Here is a 16,721-nt window from a genome sequence, read left to right on the forward strand (position 1 = left end):
ACGCTTGGCGGAAAAGCAGCGGACGGCGCGGGACCTAAGCCAGAAATCGTCGCGGTTCAAGCGTTTTGTCCGGACCAAGCCACGGAAGTTCGATCTTTCTTCGATCGACGGGCGGTTTTCGCCCCTGCCGAGCGGCAATCGAGAAAAGCGGGCGAGACATGACGCAATTGCAACACAGGCCAGCGCCGTTGCCAAAAGACCGGCGAGCCCCCATCTTCCCGGTCTGAATAACGAGACCTGAAACGCCCTCGCCACACGGGAGCCCACCCCTTCGATGCGCTTTTTCCTGCGGATGATCGGAACCCTGTTTCTGGCGATCGCAACCGTCTTCGCCGTTGGCGACATCGCCCAGTATGTAGCCGACGACGTGATCCGCATGGCGACGATCGCGGAAATTGCACGCATGACCGGCATTGGCTCGGGCTTGTTTGGCCAAGGCGCCTCACCCACGATCGCGGCCATCGGCACCTGGCCGTTCGCGATCACCTTCGCCGTCATCGGCGCGATACTCATGCTGCTCGGACGCAAACCGCGCAGGATCGGGCGAACCTGACCCGGCAGACAGATCAAACAATGCCGGCCAGTGCGCATCCCGACAGAGCGCAGCGCCGGCGAAAGGAGCGAGACGATGTATATTCTCGACATGTTCGCCAAGAAGACCAAGATGATCGCCCCGGCCGACGCCCTCAAAGGGCGCTCCACGGAAATGCCGGTGCCGGAAACGCACTTCGTCAACGGCGCACCGCTGAAAGGGCCGTTTCCCGATGGCATGAAGCAGGCCGTCTTGGGCATGGGCTGCTTCTGGGGCATCGAGCGCAAATTCTGGCAGCTCGACGGCGTCTATTCGACAGCGGTCGGTTATCTCGGAGGCTATACACCGAACCCCACCTATCACGAGGTCTGCACGGGTCAGACCGGCCATAACGAGGTGGTGCTCGTCGTCTACGACCCGGAGAAGGTCAGCTATCGCGAGCTCCTGAAGACGTTCTGGGAAGGCCATGATCCGACCCAGGGCATGCGTCAGGGCAACGATATGGGTACGCAATATCGCTCCGGCATCTACACCTTCGACGACGAGCAGGCGGAAATCGCGGAAGAGACGAAGGCGGCCTATCAGCAGGCGCTGAAGAAGGCCGGACACACCGGCACAATCTCCACCGAGATCAAGCCCGCCGGCGAGTTCTACTATGCCGAGGACTACCACCAGCAATATCTCGCGAAGAACCCGCGCGGCTATTGCGGCGTCGGTGGTACGGGCGTGACCTGCCCGGTGGGTGCAGGCGTCGCGGCGGAGTAAACCGCGCGGGCTGCCCATCATTATAAGAAGGTGGACGCCCGTGCGGGGCGTCCGCCTGTCGAAGCGGGACATCCCTCGCCGGTCGTCGTTCCCGGGCTAGGTTCCTGCTATCCATGCGGTGTCGATGCGTAATGCGAACACCCGTCAGGCCGAAGCAGTGCCCCTTACCCACCCTCGGCACTGAACGTTCGGCGCGGTGGCCGATCATGACGGAGGCTGGGGCGGGTATGGGCGATCCTATCGCGGCTTTCGTGGCATGAGACCGCTTTCTTTCCCTCGCCAATAGGGTATGGCTCACGCTGCACGACAACGAGCCGAGGACAGGTGACATGGCCCAGAAGGTGATTTTCGATACCGATCCGGGGCAGGACGATGCCGTTGCGATCCTGACCGCCCTCGCCTCGCCCGATGACATCGATCTACTCGGCATCGTCACGGTCGCGGGCAATATTCCGCTCGATCTGACGACGAAGAACGCCCTCAAGCTTCTCGAGCTTGCCGGCCGCACCGATATTCCCGTCTATCCGGGTTGTTCAAAGCCGTTCGGCCGCACACTCGTCACCGCCGAGCATGTTCACGGCGAGACCGGCCTCGACGGGCCCGACCTGCCGGAGCCGTCGATTGCCGCCCAGACCCGGCACGGCGTCGATTATCTCATCGAGACGATCCGCGCCCACGAAGCCGGCTCGATCCGCCTTCTCTGCCTTGGCCCGCTGACCAATGTCGCACTGGCGTTCGCAAAGGCCCCCGATATCGCGGCGCGCCTCAAGGACATCGTCCTCATGGGCGGAGGCTATTTCGAGGTCGGCAACATCAAGCCGACCGCCGAGTTCAACATCTATGTGGACCCGGAAGCAGCCAGCGCCGTCTTCCGCTCGGGCGCATCGATCACCGTTCTTCCCCTCGATGTCACCCATTTCATGCGCTCGACCAAAGCGCGGATCGAAGCCTTTGGCGCGATCGGCAACCGGTCCGGCGATGCGGTGGCGGCGATGCTCTCCTTCTCGGAACGCTTCGATGTCGAGAAATACAACTGGGAAGGCGCGCCGCTGCACGATCCGTGCGTGACGGCCTATGTGCTGAAGCCCGAGCTCTTCGAAGGTCGCCATGTCAACGTGTCCATCGAGACCGCCTCCGAGCTCTGCCGGGGCATGACGGTGGTCGACTATTGGGGCGTGACCGACCGGACGAAGAACGCCGTCTGGGTGCGCTCGGGGGATGCGGACGGCTTTTTCACGCTGCTCACCGAGCGGATCGCGCGCTTGCCCTAAGGGCAAGAAAGCGCCAGCATCACAAGAATAGAAGAATTCTAAAAACCCGATTTCAAAATAGAACTATTCTAATCTGAAAGTAGAACCATTCCAAAAAGCTGATTTCTATTTGACAACGACTATTCTGCCGCTTAGCCGAAAGGGCGGGAGGCGATCGTTTTAAGACGGTTCCGCCGATCCCTCGACCTTCATCGGACTTTGCCCCCGGCAGGAGATTGACCCGTCCCATGGCCTTTTCAGCATCGCGCGTCCTCACGCTCTCCGCTTCGATCCTCGCCGTCTCGGCGCCCGCTTATGCCGCAGACGTCTCGAAGGAAGCGATTCTCACCAATTACGCCGACATCGCCCTTGCGGGCTATTCGGATGCCCTCAAGAAGGCCAAGGCGCTCGACACTGCGACGGACAGGCTGATCGAGAATCCGAGCGACGAGACGCTTAAGGCCGCGCGAGAGGCCTGGCGGGACGCGCGCCCCAGCTACCAGCAGACCGAGGTGTTCCGCTTCGGCAACCCGATCGTCGATGCGTGGGAGGGCCGCGTCAATGCATGGCCGCTCGACGAGGGGCTGATCGATTATGTTGACTCCAGCTATGGCGACGGGTCCGACTCCAACCAGCTCTACACCGCGAATGTCATCGCCTCGGACGAAGTGACAATCGGTGGCGAGACGGTGGACGTGACGACGATCACGCCCGCACTCCTTCAGGACAAGTTGCAGGAAGCGGGCGGTATCGAGGCCAATGTGGCGACCGGCTATCACGCCATCGAATTCCTGCTTTGGGGCCAGGACCTCAACGGCACCGAAGCCGGAGCGGGCAACCGCCCGGCGACCGACTACGCCACCGGCGACGCTTGCACGAACGGCGCCTGCGAAAAGCGCGGCCAGTACCTCAACGCCGCCACCGATCTTCTGGTCTCCGATCTCGAAGAGATGGTGGCGAACTGGGAGGACGACGGCGAGGCCCGCGCGGCACTTATGGAAGACGAGAACAAGGGCATCAGCATGATGCTCACCGGCATGGGCTCGCTGTCCTATGGCGAGATGGCCGGCGAGCGCATGAAGCTTGGCCTTCTTCTGCATGATCCGGAAGAAGAGCATGACTGTTTCTCGGACAACACGCACGTCTCGCACCTTTACGACGTGGTCGGCATCCAGAACGTCTATCTCGGTCGTTATGAAGGCGCGGACGGCAAGACGGTAGAAGGTCCGGCGCTCGCCGATCTCGTCGAAGCCACGAACGCCGATCTCAACGAGGAGATGAAGGCTGACCTCGACAAGACGCTCAAGGCCATGCGCTCAATTTCGGATGCCGCCGAAAACGGCGAGGCCTACGACCAGCAGATTGCCGAGGGTAATACCGATGGCAACGAGCGTGTGCAGAGCGCGATCGACGGCCTGATCGGCCAGACCCGCACCATCGAACGCATCATCGCCGCACTCGACGTCGGCGGCGTCTCCATCGAGGGTTCGGATAGCCTCGACAATACGAACGCCGTATTCCAGTAAGCGATACGGACATCGACAGGTGGCCGCGGTGGCGACACCGCGGCTGCCAGCCAGTGACATGGCGGGTTCTCGTCCCCGCAAGAATCGCTCGCCACCTCTGAGACGTGGCTCCCGGACCCAAGGCGGGCAGAGCCCTCTGGCCTGTCCCCGGAACGACGAGGATGGCGGGTAGGAAGGCGAGAAGCCTTCCGACGCCCCTCAAAGGCTGATGTCACGCCCTGCCGGAAGGCGTCGCAAAAGAGGAAAGTCGAAACAGCCCCATGCCGACCCGCCGTATCGCCGCCTTCGCTGCAGCCTCCCTCACCGCTCTTTTCGCTCTGCCGCTCGCGGCGGCAATCGGCGAAAACCAGCCGGTCCGGCAGGATCTGAGCGCGGCAGATCTCAAGCGGGTACGCACGGTCACGGCGCCGACGACGGATTTCTCAAAGCCCGAAGCCTTCGAAGCCATGCAGGCCGGCGCATCGACGTCCACAAAGGCGATCAACCACGACGCCTTCAGCCATGTCTCGGCCAATCAGAGCTTCGAAGGCGAGGATCGCTTCAAGCTCGGCAATGCGCTCTTCCGCAAGTTCTGGGTCTCCTCGCCGTCTTCGACCGAAGCCTCCGATGGGCTCGGTCCCCTTTACAATGCACGCGCCTGCCAGAGCTGCCACATCAAGGACGGACGCGGACGCCCGCCGCTCGATGGCGAAGACGCGGTTTCCATGTTCCTGCGCCTTTCGGTGCCGGCCCACACCGAGGAGGAGCGCGAGAAGCTGCGGACCAAGGAGCTGACGCGCATTCCCGAGCCGACCTATGGCGGCCAGCTCCAGAATTTCGCCGTGCCGGGCTACAAGCCCGAAGGGCGCATGGTCGTCGATTACGAAGAGATGCCGGTGACGCTCAAGGGCGGGATGACCGTGTCCCTGCGCAAGCCCTCCTACAGCGTCGCTGACCTGCAATATGGACCGATGGCCAAGGACGTTCTCCTCTCGCCGCGCCTCACCCCACCCATGATCGGCCTCGGCCTGGTGGAGGCGGTCGAGGCGGCGGATATCCGGGCGCTCGCAGATCCTGACGACAGGGACGGTGACGGAGTTTCCGGCAAGGTTTCGGAAGTCCGCGATCCTGAGACCGGCGAGATCGTGCTTGGCCGGTTCGGCTGGAAGGCGACGACACCCTCGATCAAGGTGCAGAGCGCGGAGGCCTTTTCCGGCGATATCGGTATTTCGACCCCACTGAAGACCGATGCCTTTGGCGAATGCTCGAACGCCCAGGAAGATTGCCGCACAGCCCCTTCCGGCGTTCAGGAACGCCTCGGAGAGGTGGAGGCCCCCGATCCGATCCTCGATCTCGTCGCCTTCTATTCGCGCAATCTCGCGGTCCCCGCGCGCCGCGATGTGGGCAAGGACACTGTCCTTGAAGGCAAAAAGGCCTTCTACGAGGCGGGCTGTGCCGCCTGCCACCAGCCGAAATTCGTGACATCGCGCAAGGCGCAGGACGAGGCCCAGCGCTTCCAGCTGATCTGGCCCTATTCCGACTTCCTTCTCCACGACATGGGCGAAGGCCTTTCCGATGGACGGCCTGTCGGCGATGCGTCGGGCAGCGAATGGCGTACGGCGCCACTTTGGGGTATCGGTTTGACCGAGACCGTCGGCGGGGCCGGCTTCTATCTTCATGACGGCCGCGCCCGCAGTCTCGAGGAAGCGATCCTCTGGCATGGCGGTGAGGCCGAGGCGGCACGCGATGCCTATATGGACATGGATGCCAAGACCCGTTCGGCCCTGATCGAATTTCTGGAGTCCCTGTGATGCATCTTTCCCCGAGCACCGCCCGCTTCTCACTCCGCCTCGCCCTCGCTGCGGCCGTCGGCGCCTTGACACTGTCCCTTGCCTCCGCGCCGGCTCAGGCGCAGTCCTCCGGCGAGGGTGGATCGGGCCCTGACACCTCGGGACTTTTCGATGAGACCATGGCGCTCGATGTCGTGGCGAACGCCGTCGACAGTGCGATCCGCCCGGGATACCAGGCTTTCGACGACGCCGTGCGTGAACAGGCCTTCATGCTGGAAACCCTGTGCTCCAATCCCAATCAGGACAATCTCCAATCGGCACAGGAGAATTTCGGCGGGCTCGTCTCCGCCTTCTCCCAGATCGAGTTCGTCCGCTTCGGGCCGATCCGCGAGGACAACCGGCTGGAGCGCATCCTGTTTTTCCCCGATCCGCGCGGCGTCATGAAGAAGCAGGTCGAGGCGATCCTCAAGGATCAGGCGGACGACGCGCTCCATGCCGACGACCTCGCCAAGAAATCGGTCGCCGTGCAGGGCCTCCCGGCCCTCCAATATGTGCTCTTCGGCGAGGGTTCGGACGATCTGACCAAAGAGAGTGCCGCCTATCGCTGCAGCTATGGCAGGGCGATCGCTGCCAACCTCAAGGCGATCAGCACGTCTCTGGTCGACGATTGGGGTAACGAGTCGGGCATCTCCAATCGCCTCATGGAGCCGAGCGAGGACGATCCGGTCTATCGGACCGCTTCCGACTCCCTCGGGGCTATCGTCTCGATCTTCACCGACGGGCTCGAAATCATCGCCGAACAGCGCCTGTCGCCGCCGCTGGGCGCCACGGACGGCGCGGACACGCCGGCCAAACCGAACCTTTTCCTGTTCGGCGCCTCGGACAACGCCCTCACGGCTCTTGGAGCCGATTTCCAGGGGCTGAAACAGCTTTTCGAGGCGTCGAGCTTCTCCTCGGTCCTGCCCTCGGACAAGCAGTATCTCAGCCAGTCGATCGAACTCGAATTCGAGCAGATCGGTTCCAATCTCAACGAGGTCGAGACGCCGCTGTCGAAGGCGGTGAACGATGCCGATTCTCTTGGGAAGCTCGGCTATGTGCTGATCGCGACCGAGAGCCTGCGCTCCCAGTTCACCGGCCAGCTTGCGCCCGCCCTCGGGCTGTCCTCGGGCTTTTCATCCCTCGACGGAGACTGACCGCAGATGAGGCTCGTGCGAACGCCGCTCCTGTCCCGCAGACTGTTCCTCGCCGGTGCAGGATCGGCCTTCGCCGCCGGTCTTCTGCCGCGTGAAGCGGATGCGTTCGAGGGGACCGATGCGCTTTACGCCTCGGCCGTGCGGCGGGACGATGGCGGTTTCGGCTGCGCAATCTTTGCCGAGGACGGGCGGATCGTCTGCGAGGTTCCGTTGCCCGATCGCGGGCACGACGTCGCCTTCGATCCCGTCAGCCGCCGTGCCGTCGCCTTCGCCCGCCGACCGCGCACCTTCGCGGTCGTCTTTGATCCCATGTCCGGCGCGATCGAGCGAACGCTCACCTCGGCAGAAGGTCGGCATTTCTTCGGCCACGGCTTCTTTTCGCCGGACGGCAAGCTTCTTTATGCGACCGAGAACGACTTTGCCGAGGCAAGGGGACTCATCGGCGTCTACGATGTGGCCCGTGATTTCGCCCGGATCGGCGAATTCGAAACCCACGGCATGGACACCCACGAGGCCCTGCTGATGCCGGACGGCGAGACGATCGTCGTTGCCAATGGCGGCATCGAGACCCACCCGGACTATGGCCGCCAGAAACTCAACATTCCGACCATGGACCCGTCGCTGGTCTTCATCGACCGGCGAACCGGCGATCTTGTCAGCCAGCACCGGCTGCCGGCCGATCTCCATCAGCTCTCCATCCGCCATCTGGCCATCGACGGCCGGTCGCGCGTCTGGTTCGGCTGCCAGTACGAGGGCGCGGATATCGACGTGCCGCAGCTAACCGGATTTGCTTCGCCCGAAAACGGCTTGCAACTGGCCGAACTGCCGCGCAGCCAGCTCGTCCAGCTCTCCAATTATGTGGGGTCCGTCGCCGCGAACAGGGACGGCAGCCGCATCGCGCTCTCATCGCCGGTGGGCGGCACATTCCTCATACTTGATGCGGCAACAGTGAGGATCATCGGCGAACGCAGGATCGAGGACGGCTGCGGGCTCGCCCCCTCGGGACCGGGCTTCATCGCGACCAGCGGAAAGGGTCTCGTCGCAGAAATCGGCGCCAAGACGCTTGAGCCAAGACACACGACCTATCACTTCGACAATCACGTTCTGTCGCTGCGCCGCTCGGCCTGAGGTCTCGGCGCCTTTCGTGCGCCACGGGCGCGAATTTCAGCTCTTTCGACGATTTCCAGGATCTCGTCCCGGTCGCTCGCGTTCAGAACCTTGAAGGTCTCCGCCAGCCGGTTGGCAAGATGGGTGGTAGCCGGCGAAAGCCCGCCGGTATCGATCGTCACCTTCGGATGGGACTTTTCGGCAAGCCGCTGCAGCTCCTCCGCTTCATCCCAGATCACACCGAGGCACCCGATGATCCGGTGAACGAGATCGAAGGTCGGCTTGCCTCGCCGACCATGTTCGAGCGCGGAAAGATAGGCATTCGAAACCCCGATCGCCTTCGCCATCTCGCCCTGTGTCATGCCGCGCTCCCGGCGCAGCGCCCGCAGATGTTCGCCGAAGGGCGTCATGAGCCTTTCCTCATCCTCGCCTGCGCACCCTGACATAAAGCGCGCCCTCTCCGCCATGATGGCGTTCGGCGCTTTCGAAGGCCGAGACCAGCGCACGGAACTCGTTGCCGGCGAACCAGAGCGGCACCATGCGCCTGAGGATACCGCGCGAGCCGCCGGGCTTGCCGCGCCCGGTGATGACGAGGACATGGCGAAAGCCGAGAGCCTGGGCCTGACGCAGGAAATTCGACAGCGCCGCATGGGCGCGCTCCTGGGTCATCTCATGCAGGTCGATGCGCGCCTCTATGGCGATCCGGCCTTTCGAAAGCTTGCGCCGGGTTGGCCGCTCGATCGTCGGCTGAACCTGCATGGGCTTGGGCTCGGTGCGCTTGGCGGGCAGCGGCGCGAGCGTCGGGCGCGGTTCGTGGAAGGCCGGATGCGGCTCTTCCTTCGGTTTCGCAATCTCCTCCGGCGGAGCGTTCGGCACGCTCTTGTTTCGCAAGGGCACCGCTGTGCGCGCAACGCTCGCCCACAAGCGCCTGTCCTCCGCCGAAAGGGTCTTCGAGCGCTTCATGGCAGAAGCTTTGCCGCAAGGATGTGCGGCACCAGGACGGCGAAATCGGCGGCATGCCTCACGGAGCCTGCGATATCCCCAGCACGCTCACCCGAGCCGAGAAAGATATCGGCCCGCGCATTGCCGATGATGGCGGAGCCGGTGTCCTGGGCCACCGCGATCCGGTGATAGGGCTCGCCGTCGACCGTCAGGTCGGACGCCGCGATCAGATAGGGAATGCCATAGGTCGCCCGCTCCCGATCGACCGCGATGGAGGCAAGAGGCGTCAGCGGCACCTTGGCCGCACCGATGGGCCCGAGGCTCTGATCGGTGACGGGATGCTCGGTAAAAAAGATGAAAGATCGGTTGTGATCGAAGAGCCAGCGCAGCCGGTGGGGATTGCGGGCGAGCCAGGCCCGGATGCCGGCCATGTCCGCTTCGGCAAGCGTCAGTTCTCCGCTTTCCACCAGAACCCGGCCGATCGCCGTGAAGGGATGACCGGTCTTTGCGGCATATCCGACGCGCCGAATACTGCCATCGCTCATCCGAAGACGTGCGGACCCCTGAACATGGATGAAGAAGGCATCCACCGGACTTTTCAGCCAGGCGATTTCGAGCCCATGCCCGCTCAAGGCACCCCGCTCGATCGCCGGACGGTCGGGATATTCCTCTAAGAGTCCGGAGGGCAGACGGCGGGCGAAGCGGAAACTCTCCTCCATTCCCGGCGGCCGGTTCACGTCATCGACCTTCACCAGATCGTCCGGCCTGGCATAAAGCGGCGCCTGAAACGCACCTGTTGCAACGGGCGACGCCTCGACCTCGGGCTCGTAATAGCCCGTGACGAAACCCCGCTTGCGTGGCGATTGCGGCTCCGGGCTCAAGGTCAGAACGGTGAAACGGGATTGGAAGAAATGGCGTGCTTCCGCTTCGTCCAGATTGTCGGACGTTGCCAAAGCGGCCTCGGCGGCATCCCGATAGGACGCCGGGTCGAGACCCAGCGTGCCGGTCCCGTATCGCCCTGCGAGCAGCTCCGGCGCACTCCGGCGAAACGCCGCAAGCGCCTCGGCATAGCCGAGATCGCCGTCCGGCAGAGCGCCATCGCCGCGTCGGGAGAACGGCCCCATGGGACGGACGACCCGAACTTATTCTTCGGATTCGGTTCCGACCAGCTTCCAGTTCGGATCACGAGACTTCGTGTCGCGGCCGAAGGTCCAGATGTCGCGGACTTCGACGACCGTTTCCATGTCGCCGTCGAGGACATCGCCGTTGGAATTCAGCGTCGCGGAGATCATTTCGGAGACGATCCGGATCGTCACGAGCGCCTCGCGCCCACGCAATTCGGCAGATACGATCTTCGCATCGTCGATGCCGATGAAGGACGAGCGCATGGTCTCGCCGCTTTTCTCACGCGCAGCGATCGCCGCCTCGAAGCCTTCGTAGACTTCCGACGACAGAAGATTTCGCAACGTGTTGCGATCGCCCTGGGCGAACGCGTCGACCACCATCTCATAGGCGATCTTGGCACCTTCAAGGAACTGCTTCGGCTCGAAGTCCGCATCCACGTCCTTGATCTTGCGAAGTTCCTTGTTCAGCGGCGTTCCCGGCTGAGCGACCTTGTCGATCTCGGCATAGCGCATGCCTGCCGGCACATCCTCGGTCCTGTCGCTCGCGCGCCGGTTCGGCAGGGTAACCACGTTGTCGCCCGCAGCTTCCTCGCCCTGGCCCTCGCGGTTCCGGTCCCGGCTATAGGGATCGAAGGGCGGTCGCTCGTTACCGGTTCGCCGCCCAAGAACATTGTAAAGCTGGAACAGGACGATCGCCGCCAATACGATAATGAAGATCGTCCCAAAACTCATAATGCGGCAAACCCTTGGTCTTTTGATCTTTGTGATATTCGTCGATCGCGGATTGCGTTCATATAAGAGGAACACGTCCCGCATTCAAATCATCGGTTTGGCTCCCTATCTGTGAAAGAAGCGCGTTTTCGAGAATACGGGTCTGCGACCAGTCGCGATGGCCCTTTTCGACGGGGAAACGCAAGTTCCAGCTTCGAAGAAGTGATGTCACCCATGCCTCTCGCACTGATTCCATTCCTGCTTCTCGTCGTACCAATCGTCGAGATTGCCGTTTTCATCATGGTGGGCCAGCTCATCGGTCTCTGGCCGACGATCGGGTGTATTATCCTGACGGCCGTGATCGGCTCGATGCTGCTCAGGCGGCAGGGGATTTCGACCTTGAACCGGATTCGCGCCGAAATCGACGCCAAGCGCGTGCCCGGCAAGGATCTGGTGTCTGGTGTGATGATCGCGGTCGCCGGCGTTCTTCTTCTGACGCCCGGCTTCGTCACCGATACGATCGGCTTCATCCTGTTCGTGCCGAAGGTGCGCGAAAAGGTCTGGTCGTTCCTGAAAAACCGCGTCGTAGTCGTCGGACAGCAAGGCGCAGGACGCTTCGGCAGCCGCAATCCCTACAGCCGCGAACCCGGTGGCTCGATCGACGACGGAGAGCTTCGCCGCCCCTCGAACCGGCCCGACGTGGTCGATTTGTCCGGGGATGAGTTCAAGCGCAACCCGGACCCGTCCTCGCCCTGGAACGCGGACGGCAACGACAACAAGCCGACGATCCACTGATATCAGGTCCCACCGAAGCCGGTCGGGCTGCGCGTCGAAAGGGCCAGACAGCCGAGGGAGGATTGAAAGCGCTGCTTTCAACTGGCCGTCGGCGTACGAAACGGCATGGGAAATAGTTCGTGCAGCTCAGCATCTCGCCGATTTGAAGATGCAACTCTCAACCTGAAGGTCTGAAATTCGAGGCTTGCTTCATTGACCGGTGCGCCGGCATGGCCAGATAATCGCGTCAGGTGATTTGGTAGCGAAAGGCTGACCATGACGACGCGACTTGCAGCCCTGACGATCGCACTCTCCCTGACTGCCGGCTCCCTGACCGTGGGCACAGCCCTCGCCCAGACAGCATCGGATGCGATCGTTTCGGCGGCACCGGATCTGAAGGCGCTTGTCGACACGCCGGTGCTCCAGCCCGGCGATGAAAGCGGAGCGGCCGAGCTCAGAACGTCGCTAGAGCCCTATGTGACGAAACAGGCCTTCGAGAACGGCGTCATCTCCATCGAGCCCACGGACGAGGGCTATCGCCTCGATTTCGCGTTGCAGGCTTTGATTGACTCCATTCCCGCAGCCAAAGACATGTCCATAACGATCAGCGACTACTCGGTGCTCGTGAGCGAGCAGCCGGACGGTCGATGGTATGTCTCAGCGAGCGGCCCCCTCGCCTTCGGCTACAAACTGGATACGCCGCCGGGCGCGCCCCACAACGATGCGGTGCCCCAATCGGTCGAATACGACACGGAGACGATGGACTGGACCGGCTATTTCGATCCGAGCATCGCCACCTATTCGAACTGGGAAGGCTATTTCGGCAAGACCCGACAGGTGCAGCGGAGCACGGATGGAACCGTAACCGCAGTCACCGAGCCGATCCGCGTTCAATTCAGCGGGCGTCCCGCCACGGATGGCACAGTGGATATGGAGGTCATTCAGTTTGGCGGTGGCGCCCGGCAGGAAATGAATGTTCCCCTCGATCCGGCAAACCCGCAGTCGATCCTCCCCATTGTGATCAGCAATGGTGCGGCGGAATCCGTCACGATCGGCAAGGAGGTCAAGACCAAGGAACTGTTGCGGCTCTATGCTGTGGGACTTCAGCTGATCCAGGACCCGGAGCGCAAGGGATTGCTGGAGGAGTTGAAATCGGCGCTCCAGATGGCTCTCCCGCTCTGGACCGATCTCGCGAGCGAGACAAAGGTCTCCGGCTTCAACGTCGACCTCGGCAGCTTCGGCTCGGGACAGGTCGGCTCCCTCGATTTCGACATGGACCTCGACGGGATCAGCGAGGCCGGCGACTACACCATGGCCTACGATCTCTCCGACATGTCCGTCAGCTCGCCCTTCGTGCCTGAATGGGCAAATGCCCTGATTCCGACGCGCGTGCTGATCCGCTTCGACGCCGAGAATGTCGATCTCTGGAGACCGGCTGCTGTCCTGATTTCGGATTTGCGGCTCGATCCAAAAGCTCCGATCTCCGAAGAGGCCAAGGGAAAGATCATCGAACTCTTCAAAACCTCCCAGGCAAAGCTTGGCCTCAAGAATTCCGCCGTCACAGGCCGAAATTACCACATCGACTATTCCGCCGAATTCGAGGACGGCGATGTAGCGGTTCAAGTGCAGGCCGAGGGTATCGATGCGGTCATCGCCAGTCTGCAGGAGGCGAGCCAACAATATCCCGAAGCTCTTCAGGGCGTCAGCTTTCTGCAGATCGCCAAAGGATTCGGACGGCCCGCCGGCGATGACGCGCTTGAATGGAACGTGGATATCGCGAGCGACGGATCGGTTACCGTCAACGGCGCGATGCTGAAAGGCCCCGATCCGACGCCGCTGCCCGGTTCAGGCAACCAGCCGCTCGATCTCGACGCTCCCCCGCCGACCAGTCAGCCCAGCGACCCTCTGTAAAAGAAAATTCGAAGGGGCCGAGCGTTTCCGCCCGACCCCTTCGTTTGCCTTCCCTGTCGAAGGTCTCTTGTAGCGCCGGACAGATGACTTTGCCCCTTGCGGGTCAATTTCTGTCCGACGAATGACTCACCCGCTTGGGCCGTCAGCCCACCTGGGACTGGACGAAATTCTTCACGATCGAGACGATGCCCTTTGAAAGGAGATCGTCCAGCGCGTCGCAGAACGTGTCCACATGGCTCTCGTCGCAGATCAGCGGCGGCTCCAGACGGATGACGTTGCGGTTGTATTCGGTGAAGGCGACGAGGACGTCGTAGTCGCGCAGGAGCGCGGCCCCGATGAAGCCCGACAGGGAGCCCTTCAACTTGTCGTCCAGAAGCGCCACCATCGGACGCAGCGCGAAGGGCAGCGTCTGGGAGAAGTCCTGGAATTCGAGCCCGACCATCAGGCCCTGACCGCGAACTTCCTTGATGATCTTCGGATATTTCGCCTGGATGTCCTTGAGGCGCTTCAGGAGATAGGCACCGGTTTCGGCCGAATTGCCGATCAGGTCCTCGTCGTAGAGGACATTCAGCCCCTCGATCGCCGTGACGCAGGCCTCGCCGATGCCGCCAAAGGTCGCCTGGGCGTGGATCATTGCCGTCTTCGGCGTGCCATAGGCCTTCATGTAGACTTCGCGCCGCGCGATCATCGCACCGACGGGGGCCTTGCCCGCGCCGAGGGACTTGGCGAGCGCCGTCACGTCCGGCACCACGCCGTGATGCTCGAAGGCGTAGAACTTGCCGGTCCGGCCATAGCCGCACTGCACTTCGTCCGCGACCCAGAGCACGTTGTGCCTGTCGCAGAGTTCGCGCACGCCCTTCCAGTAAGCGGTGGGCGCGGTGATGATGCCGCCGCCGCCCTGCACGGTTTCGAGCACGACGACACCGATGTCGGAATCGTTCTCGATCACACGCTTGAGCGCCGTCAGATCGCCAAACGGCACCTTGTAGGTGTTGCCCGTCAGCTTGAAGTCGCCCTGATAGAGCGGCGAATCCGTGATCGAGAGAACGCCCTTGGACTTGCCGTGGAACGAGTTCTCGGCATGGACGATCTTGCAGTTCTTCCGGCCGGAGGCACGCTCGGCGACCTTGATCGCCGCTTCCATGGCTTCCGAGCCCGTGGAGCCCAAAAAGACCATGTCGAGATCGCCCGGCGAACAGGCGGCCAGATTCTTGGCCAGCGCCGAGGCGTATTGCGACATGAAGGCGATCGCGATCTCGTGGCGGTTCTCATCCTGGAACCGCTGGCGCGCGGCGATGACGCGCGGGTGGTTGTGGCCCTGTGCCAGCGAGCCGAAGCCGCCGAAGAAGTCGAGGATCTTCCGACCGTTCTGGTCGGTATAGTACATGCCCTCGGCGGTCTCGACCTTCACCTTGTGGAAGCCGAGCAGCTTCATGAAGTGATACTGGCCGGGATTGATGTGATCCTTGAAGAGATCGGCCATCGTCTTGACGTCGAGCGCCTTGGCGTCCTCGACGGAAAGAAGGTCCGGCTTTTTCGGGCCGGTCCGGTTGATGTCGAGGCTCGGAGCCTCGACCGTCGTGCGATCGAGCATGGAAGAGCCTTTCTTATTCGGCGGGTTGGAGGGATGAGACGGGCTTGCCCGCCTTGCCGGTGAGCTTCGCGCGATATTCGCTATAGGCGGCGATCAGCATGTCCTCGTCGCGGTACTGCGGCACCCAGCCGAGCTGTTCCTTGCCCTTGGTGACGTCGAGCACGCAGTTTTCGTCTGCGATGAGATACTGCTCGGGGTCCATCAGCGGCTTGTTCAGCCAGTCGAGGGTGTCGAGGGTCTTCTTCACCGCCCAGCCCGGCGTCGGGATCAGGATCGAGCGCGATTCCGCATGGCGGATCAGGTCACCAAGCAGCTTCCGCACCGGTGGCGGGTTGAGCGAGCCGAGATTATAGGCCTCGTTCGGAACGCCGGCCTTCCAGGCAAGCCGCGCAGCTTCCGCGCAGTCGAACACGGAGATAAACTGGTAAGGGTTCTTGCCCGAGCCGATCATCGGCACCGGCAGGTTGTTGTCGATCAGCTTGAACAGCTTTTCGAGGATACCGAGACGGCCGGGGCCGATGATGAGACGCGGACGGAAGAGCGAGATGTTCATGCCCTTCTCGCGCCAGTCATGGGCGAGGAACTCGGTGTCGAGCTTGGACTGTCCGTATTCGCCAAGCGGCGCGACCGGGTGTTCCTCGGTCATCGGATAGGTGACCGTATGACCGTAGATCATGTCGGTCGTGAAGTGGACGAGGTTGGAGGCACCTGCCTTGTCCATCGCCTCGATGATGTTCTTCGTGCCGTCGTAATTGACCGGGTAGAAGAAATCGTGACGCTTGGCGCGCACCTGAAGCGGAGACAGCATCTTGGCCGACAGGTTGTAGACCATGTCGTCGGCCTTCAGCCCGAGCCGCGCGATCGCTGCGGGATCGGTCACATCGCACTGGACGTGGCGGACATTCGCATAATGGGAAAAGTCGCCCTTCGCGATGTCGGCAACGACGACCTCTTCGCCGTCTTCGTTGAGTTTGCGAGCAAGGTGCCGGCCGACAAAGCCATCACCACCGAAAAGAATATGTCTCATTGGGAAACCTCGTGGGCAGCGGTCTGGGTGAGTTCGACGGCCTTTTCCGCCTCATCGCTGACGGACGAGCCGCCCTGGGCGATGAAGTACGTGCCGACGCAGATGAGGGCGATCCCGCCGACCCGGTACGCGTTGAGGTCTTCGGAGAACACGAAGTAAGCAAAGACCGCGACGGCGACATAGGCCAGCGAGAGGAAGGGATAGGCGTAGGACAGCTCGACCTTGGACAGGACGTAGAGGTGTGACGCCATCGAGATGACGAACGTACAAAGGCCCAGGAACACAAACGGGCTGAAGACGATCGACAGTAGCTTCAGAACCGGATTGACGCCGGCAAAGCTGATCGTGCCAAGCTGCATCATCCCGTATTTCAGCATGACCTGAGCCGCAGCATTCGTGAATACCGTAAACAAGATAAAGGGGATATACTTCGACATGGGCTTTTGAAGCTCCGTTCGGACCAGTCTTTCGCTGGCTCCGTTTCTAGGCGTCAGGA

Annotated in this window: 16 protein-coding genes; 9 read left to right on the plus strand and 7 right to left on the minus strand. The window is 62.3% G+C overall.

The window, feature by feature from the left end:
* Window positions 1–274: 274 nt before the first annotated feature.
* The 7 genes from ABDX79_RS05670 (at window position 275) to ABDX79_RS05700 (ending at window position 8,163) form a co-directional block, all read left to right on the plus strand.
* On the plus strand, window positions 275–553 hold the full coding sequence (locus ABDX79_RS05670) for a hypothetical protein (protein ID WP_346219305.1): 279 nt from the start codon (window positions 275–277) through the stop codon (window positions 551–553).
* A gap of 75 nt (window positions 554–628) precedes the next feature.
* Entirely contained in the window at window positions 629–1,297 is a 669-nt protein-coding gene (gene msrA / locus ABDX79_RS05675; RefSeq protein ID WP_346219306.1) for a peptide-methionine (S)-S-oxide reductase MsrA, read from the plus strand.
* Window positions 1,298–1,626: 329 nt separating this feature from the next.
* Complete coding sequence (locus ABDX79_RS05680) at window positions 1,627–2,568, plus strand: nucleoside hydrolase (protein ID WP_346219307.1); 942 nt, start codon at window positions 1,627–1,629, stop codon at window positions 2,566–2,568.
* A 227-nt stretch (window positions 2,569–2,795) separates the two neighbouring features.
* Complete coding sequence (locus ABDX79_RS05685) at window positions 2,796–4,073, plus strand: imelysin family protein (RefSeq protein WP_346219308.1); 1,278 nt, start codon at window positions 2,796–2,798, stop codon at window positions 4,071–4,073.
* Between the two features lie 260 nt (window positions 4,074–4,333).
* Complete coding sequence (locus tag ABDX79_RS05690; RefSeq protein WP_346219309.1) at window positions 4,334–5,863, plus strand: di-heme oxidoreductase family protein; 1,530 nt, start codon at window positions 4,334–4,336, stop codon at window positions 5,861–5,863.
* Complete coding sequence (locus tag ABDX79_RS05695; RefSeq protein WP_346219310.1) at window positions 5,863–7,035, plus strand: imelysin family protein; 1,173 nt, start codon at window positions 5,863–5,865, stop codon at window positions 7,033–7,035. The genes ABDX79_RS05690 and ABDX79_RS05695 overlap by 1 nt, the downstream gene beginning before the upstream one ends.
* Window positions 7,036–7,041: 6 nt before the next feature.
* Window positions 7,042–8,163: a DUF1513 domain-containing protein gene (locus ABDX79_RS05700; protein WP_346219311.1), complete on the plus strand. Its 1,122-nt coding sequence runs from the start codon at window positions 7,042–7,044 to the stop codon at window positions 8,161–8,163.
* On the opposite strand, the gene ABDX79_RS05705 is transcribed toward ABDX79_RS05700, so the two are convergent.
* Genes ABDX79_RS05705 through ABDX79_RS05720 form a run of 4 tightly spaced genes read right to left on the minus strand, consistent with a single transcriptional unit; the run spans window position 8,133 to window position 10,940 of the window.
* Window positions 8,133–8,552, minus strand: coding sequence for a helix-turn-helix domain-containing protein (locus tag ABDX79_RS05705; RefSeq protein WP_346219312.1), 420 nt, complete (start codon window positions 8,550–8,552; stop codon window positions 8,133–8,135). The genes ABDX79_RS05700 and ABDX79_RS05705 overlap by 31 nt on opposite strands.
* Window positions 8,553–8,562: 10 nt before the next feature.
* The gene (locus ABDX79_RS05710) at window positions 8,563–9,105 is read right to left on the minus strand and encodes a Smr/MutS family protein (RefSeq protein ID WP_346219313.1); all 543 of its coding nucleotides are present in this window, start codon (window positions 9,103–9,105) and stop codon (window positions 8,563–8,565) included.
* Window positions 9,102–10,208 (minus strand): murein transglycosylase A, encoded by a 1,107-nt coding sequence (gene mltA, locus ABDX79_RS05715; RefSeq protein WP_346219314.1) that lies wholly within the window; start codon window positions 10,206–10,208, stop codon window positions 9,102–9,104. The genes ABDX79_RS05710 and mltA overlap by 4 nt, the downstream gene beginning before the upstream one ends.
* Window positions 10,209–10,226: 18 nt before the next feature.
* Window positions 10,227–10,940, minus strand: a complete 714-nt coding sequence (locus tag ABDX79_RS05720; RefSeq protein ID WP_346219315.1) for a Tim44/TimA family putative adaptor protein — start codon at window positions 10,938–10,940, stop codon at window positions 10,227–10,229.
* Window positions 10,941–11,153: 213 nt separating this feature from the next.
* Between ABDX79_RS05720 and ABDX79_RS05725 the strand changes: the two genes are divergently transcribed.
* Together ABDX79_RS05725 and ABDX79_RS05730 are read left to right on the plus strand one after the other, a co-directional pair.
* Window positions 11,154–11,714: an FxsA family protein gene (locus ABDX79_RS05725; protein WP_346219316.1), complete on the plus strand. Its 561-nt coding sequence runs from the start codon at window positions 11,154–11,156 to the stop codon at window positions 11,712–11,714.
* Window positions 11,715–11,969: 255 nt separating this feature from the next.
* Window positions 11,970–13,604 (plus strand): hypothetical protein, encoded by a 1,635-nt coding sequence (locus ABDX79_RS05730; RefSeq protein ID WP_346219317.1) that lies wholly within the window; start codon window positions 11,970–11,972, stop codon window positions 13,602–13,604.
* 142 nt (window positions 13,605–13,746) lie between these two features.
* On the opposite strand, the gene ABDX79_RS05735 is transcribed toward ABDX79_RS05730, so the two are convergent.
* Genes ABDX79_RS05735 through ABDX79_RS05745 form a run of 3 tightly spaced genes read right to left on the minus strand, consistent with a single transcriptional unit; the run spans window position 13,747 to window position 16,662 of the window.
* Window positions 13,747–15,198, minus strand: coding sequence for an aspartate aminotransferase family protein (locus ABDX79_RS05735; RefSeq protein ID WP_346219318.1), 1,452 nt, complete (start codon window positions 15,196–15,198; stop codon window positions 13,747–13,749).
* 13 nt (window positions 15,199–15,211) lie between these two features.
* Window positions 15,212–16,225: an NAD-dependent epimerase/dehydratase family protein gene (locus ABDX79_RS05740; RefSeq protein ID WP_346219319.1), complete on the minus strand. Its 1,014-nt coding sequence runs from the start codon at window positions 16,223–16,225 to the stop codon at window positions 15,212–15,214.
* A complete protein-coding gene (locus ABDX79_RS05745) occupies window positions 16,222–16,662 on the minus strand; it encodes a DMT family transporter (RefSeq protein ID WP_346219320.1) in 441 nt (146 codons plus the stop codon). Before ABDX79_RS05745 ends, ABDX79_RS05740 begins: the two co-directional genes overlap by 4 nt.
* Window positions 16,663–16,721 lie beyond the last annotated feature (59 nt).

It is taken from the genome of Fulvimarina fulva, from assembly GCF_039652615.1.
Classification (GTDB): Bacteria; Pseudomonadota; Alphaproteobacteria; order Rhizobiales; family Rhizobiaceae; genus Fulvimarina.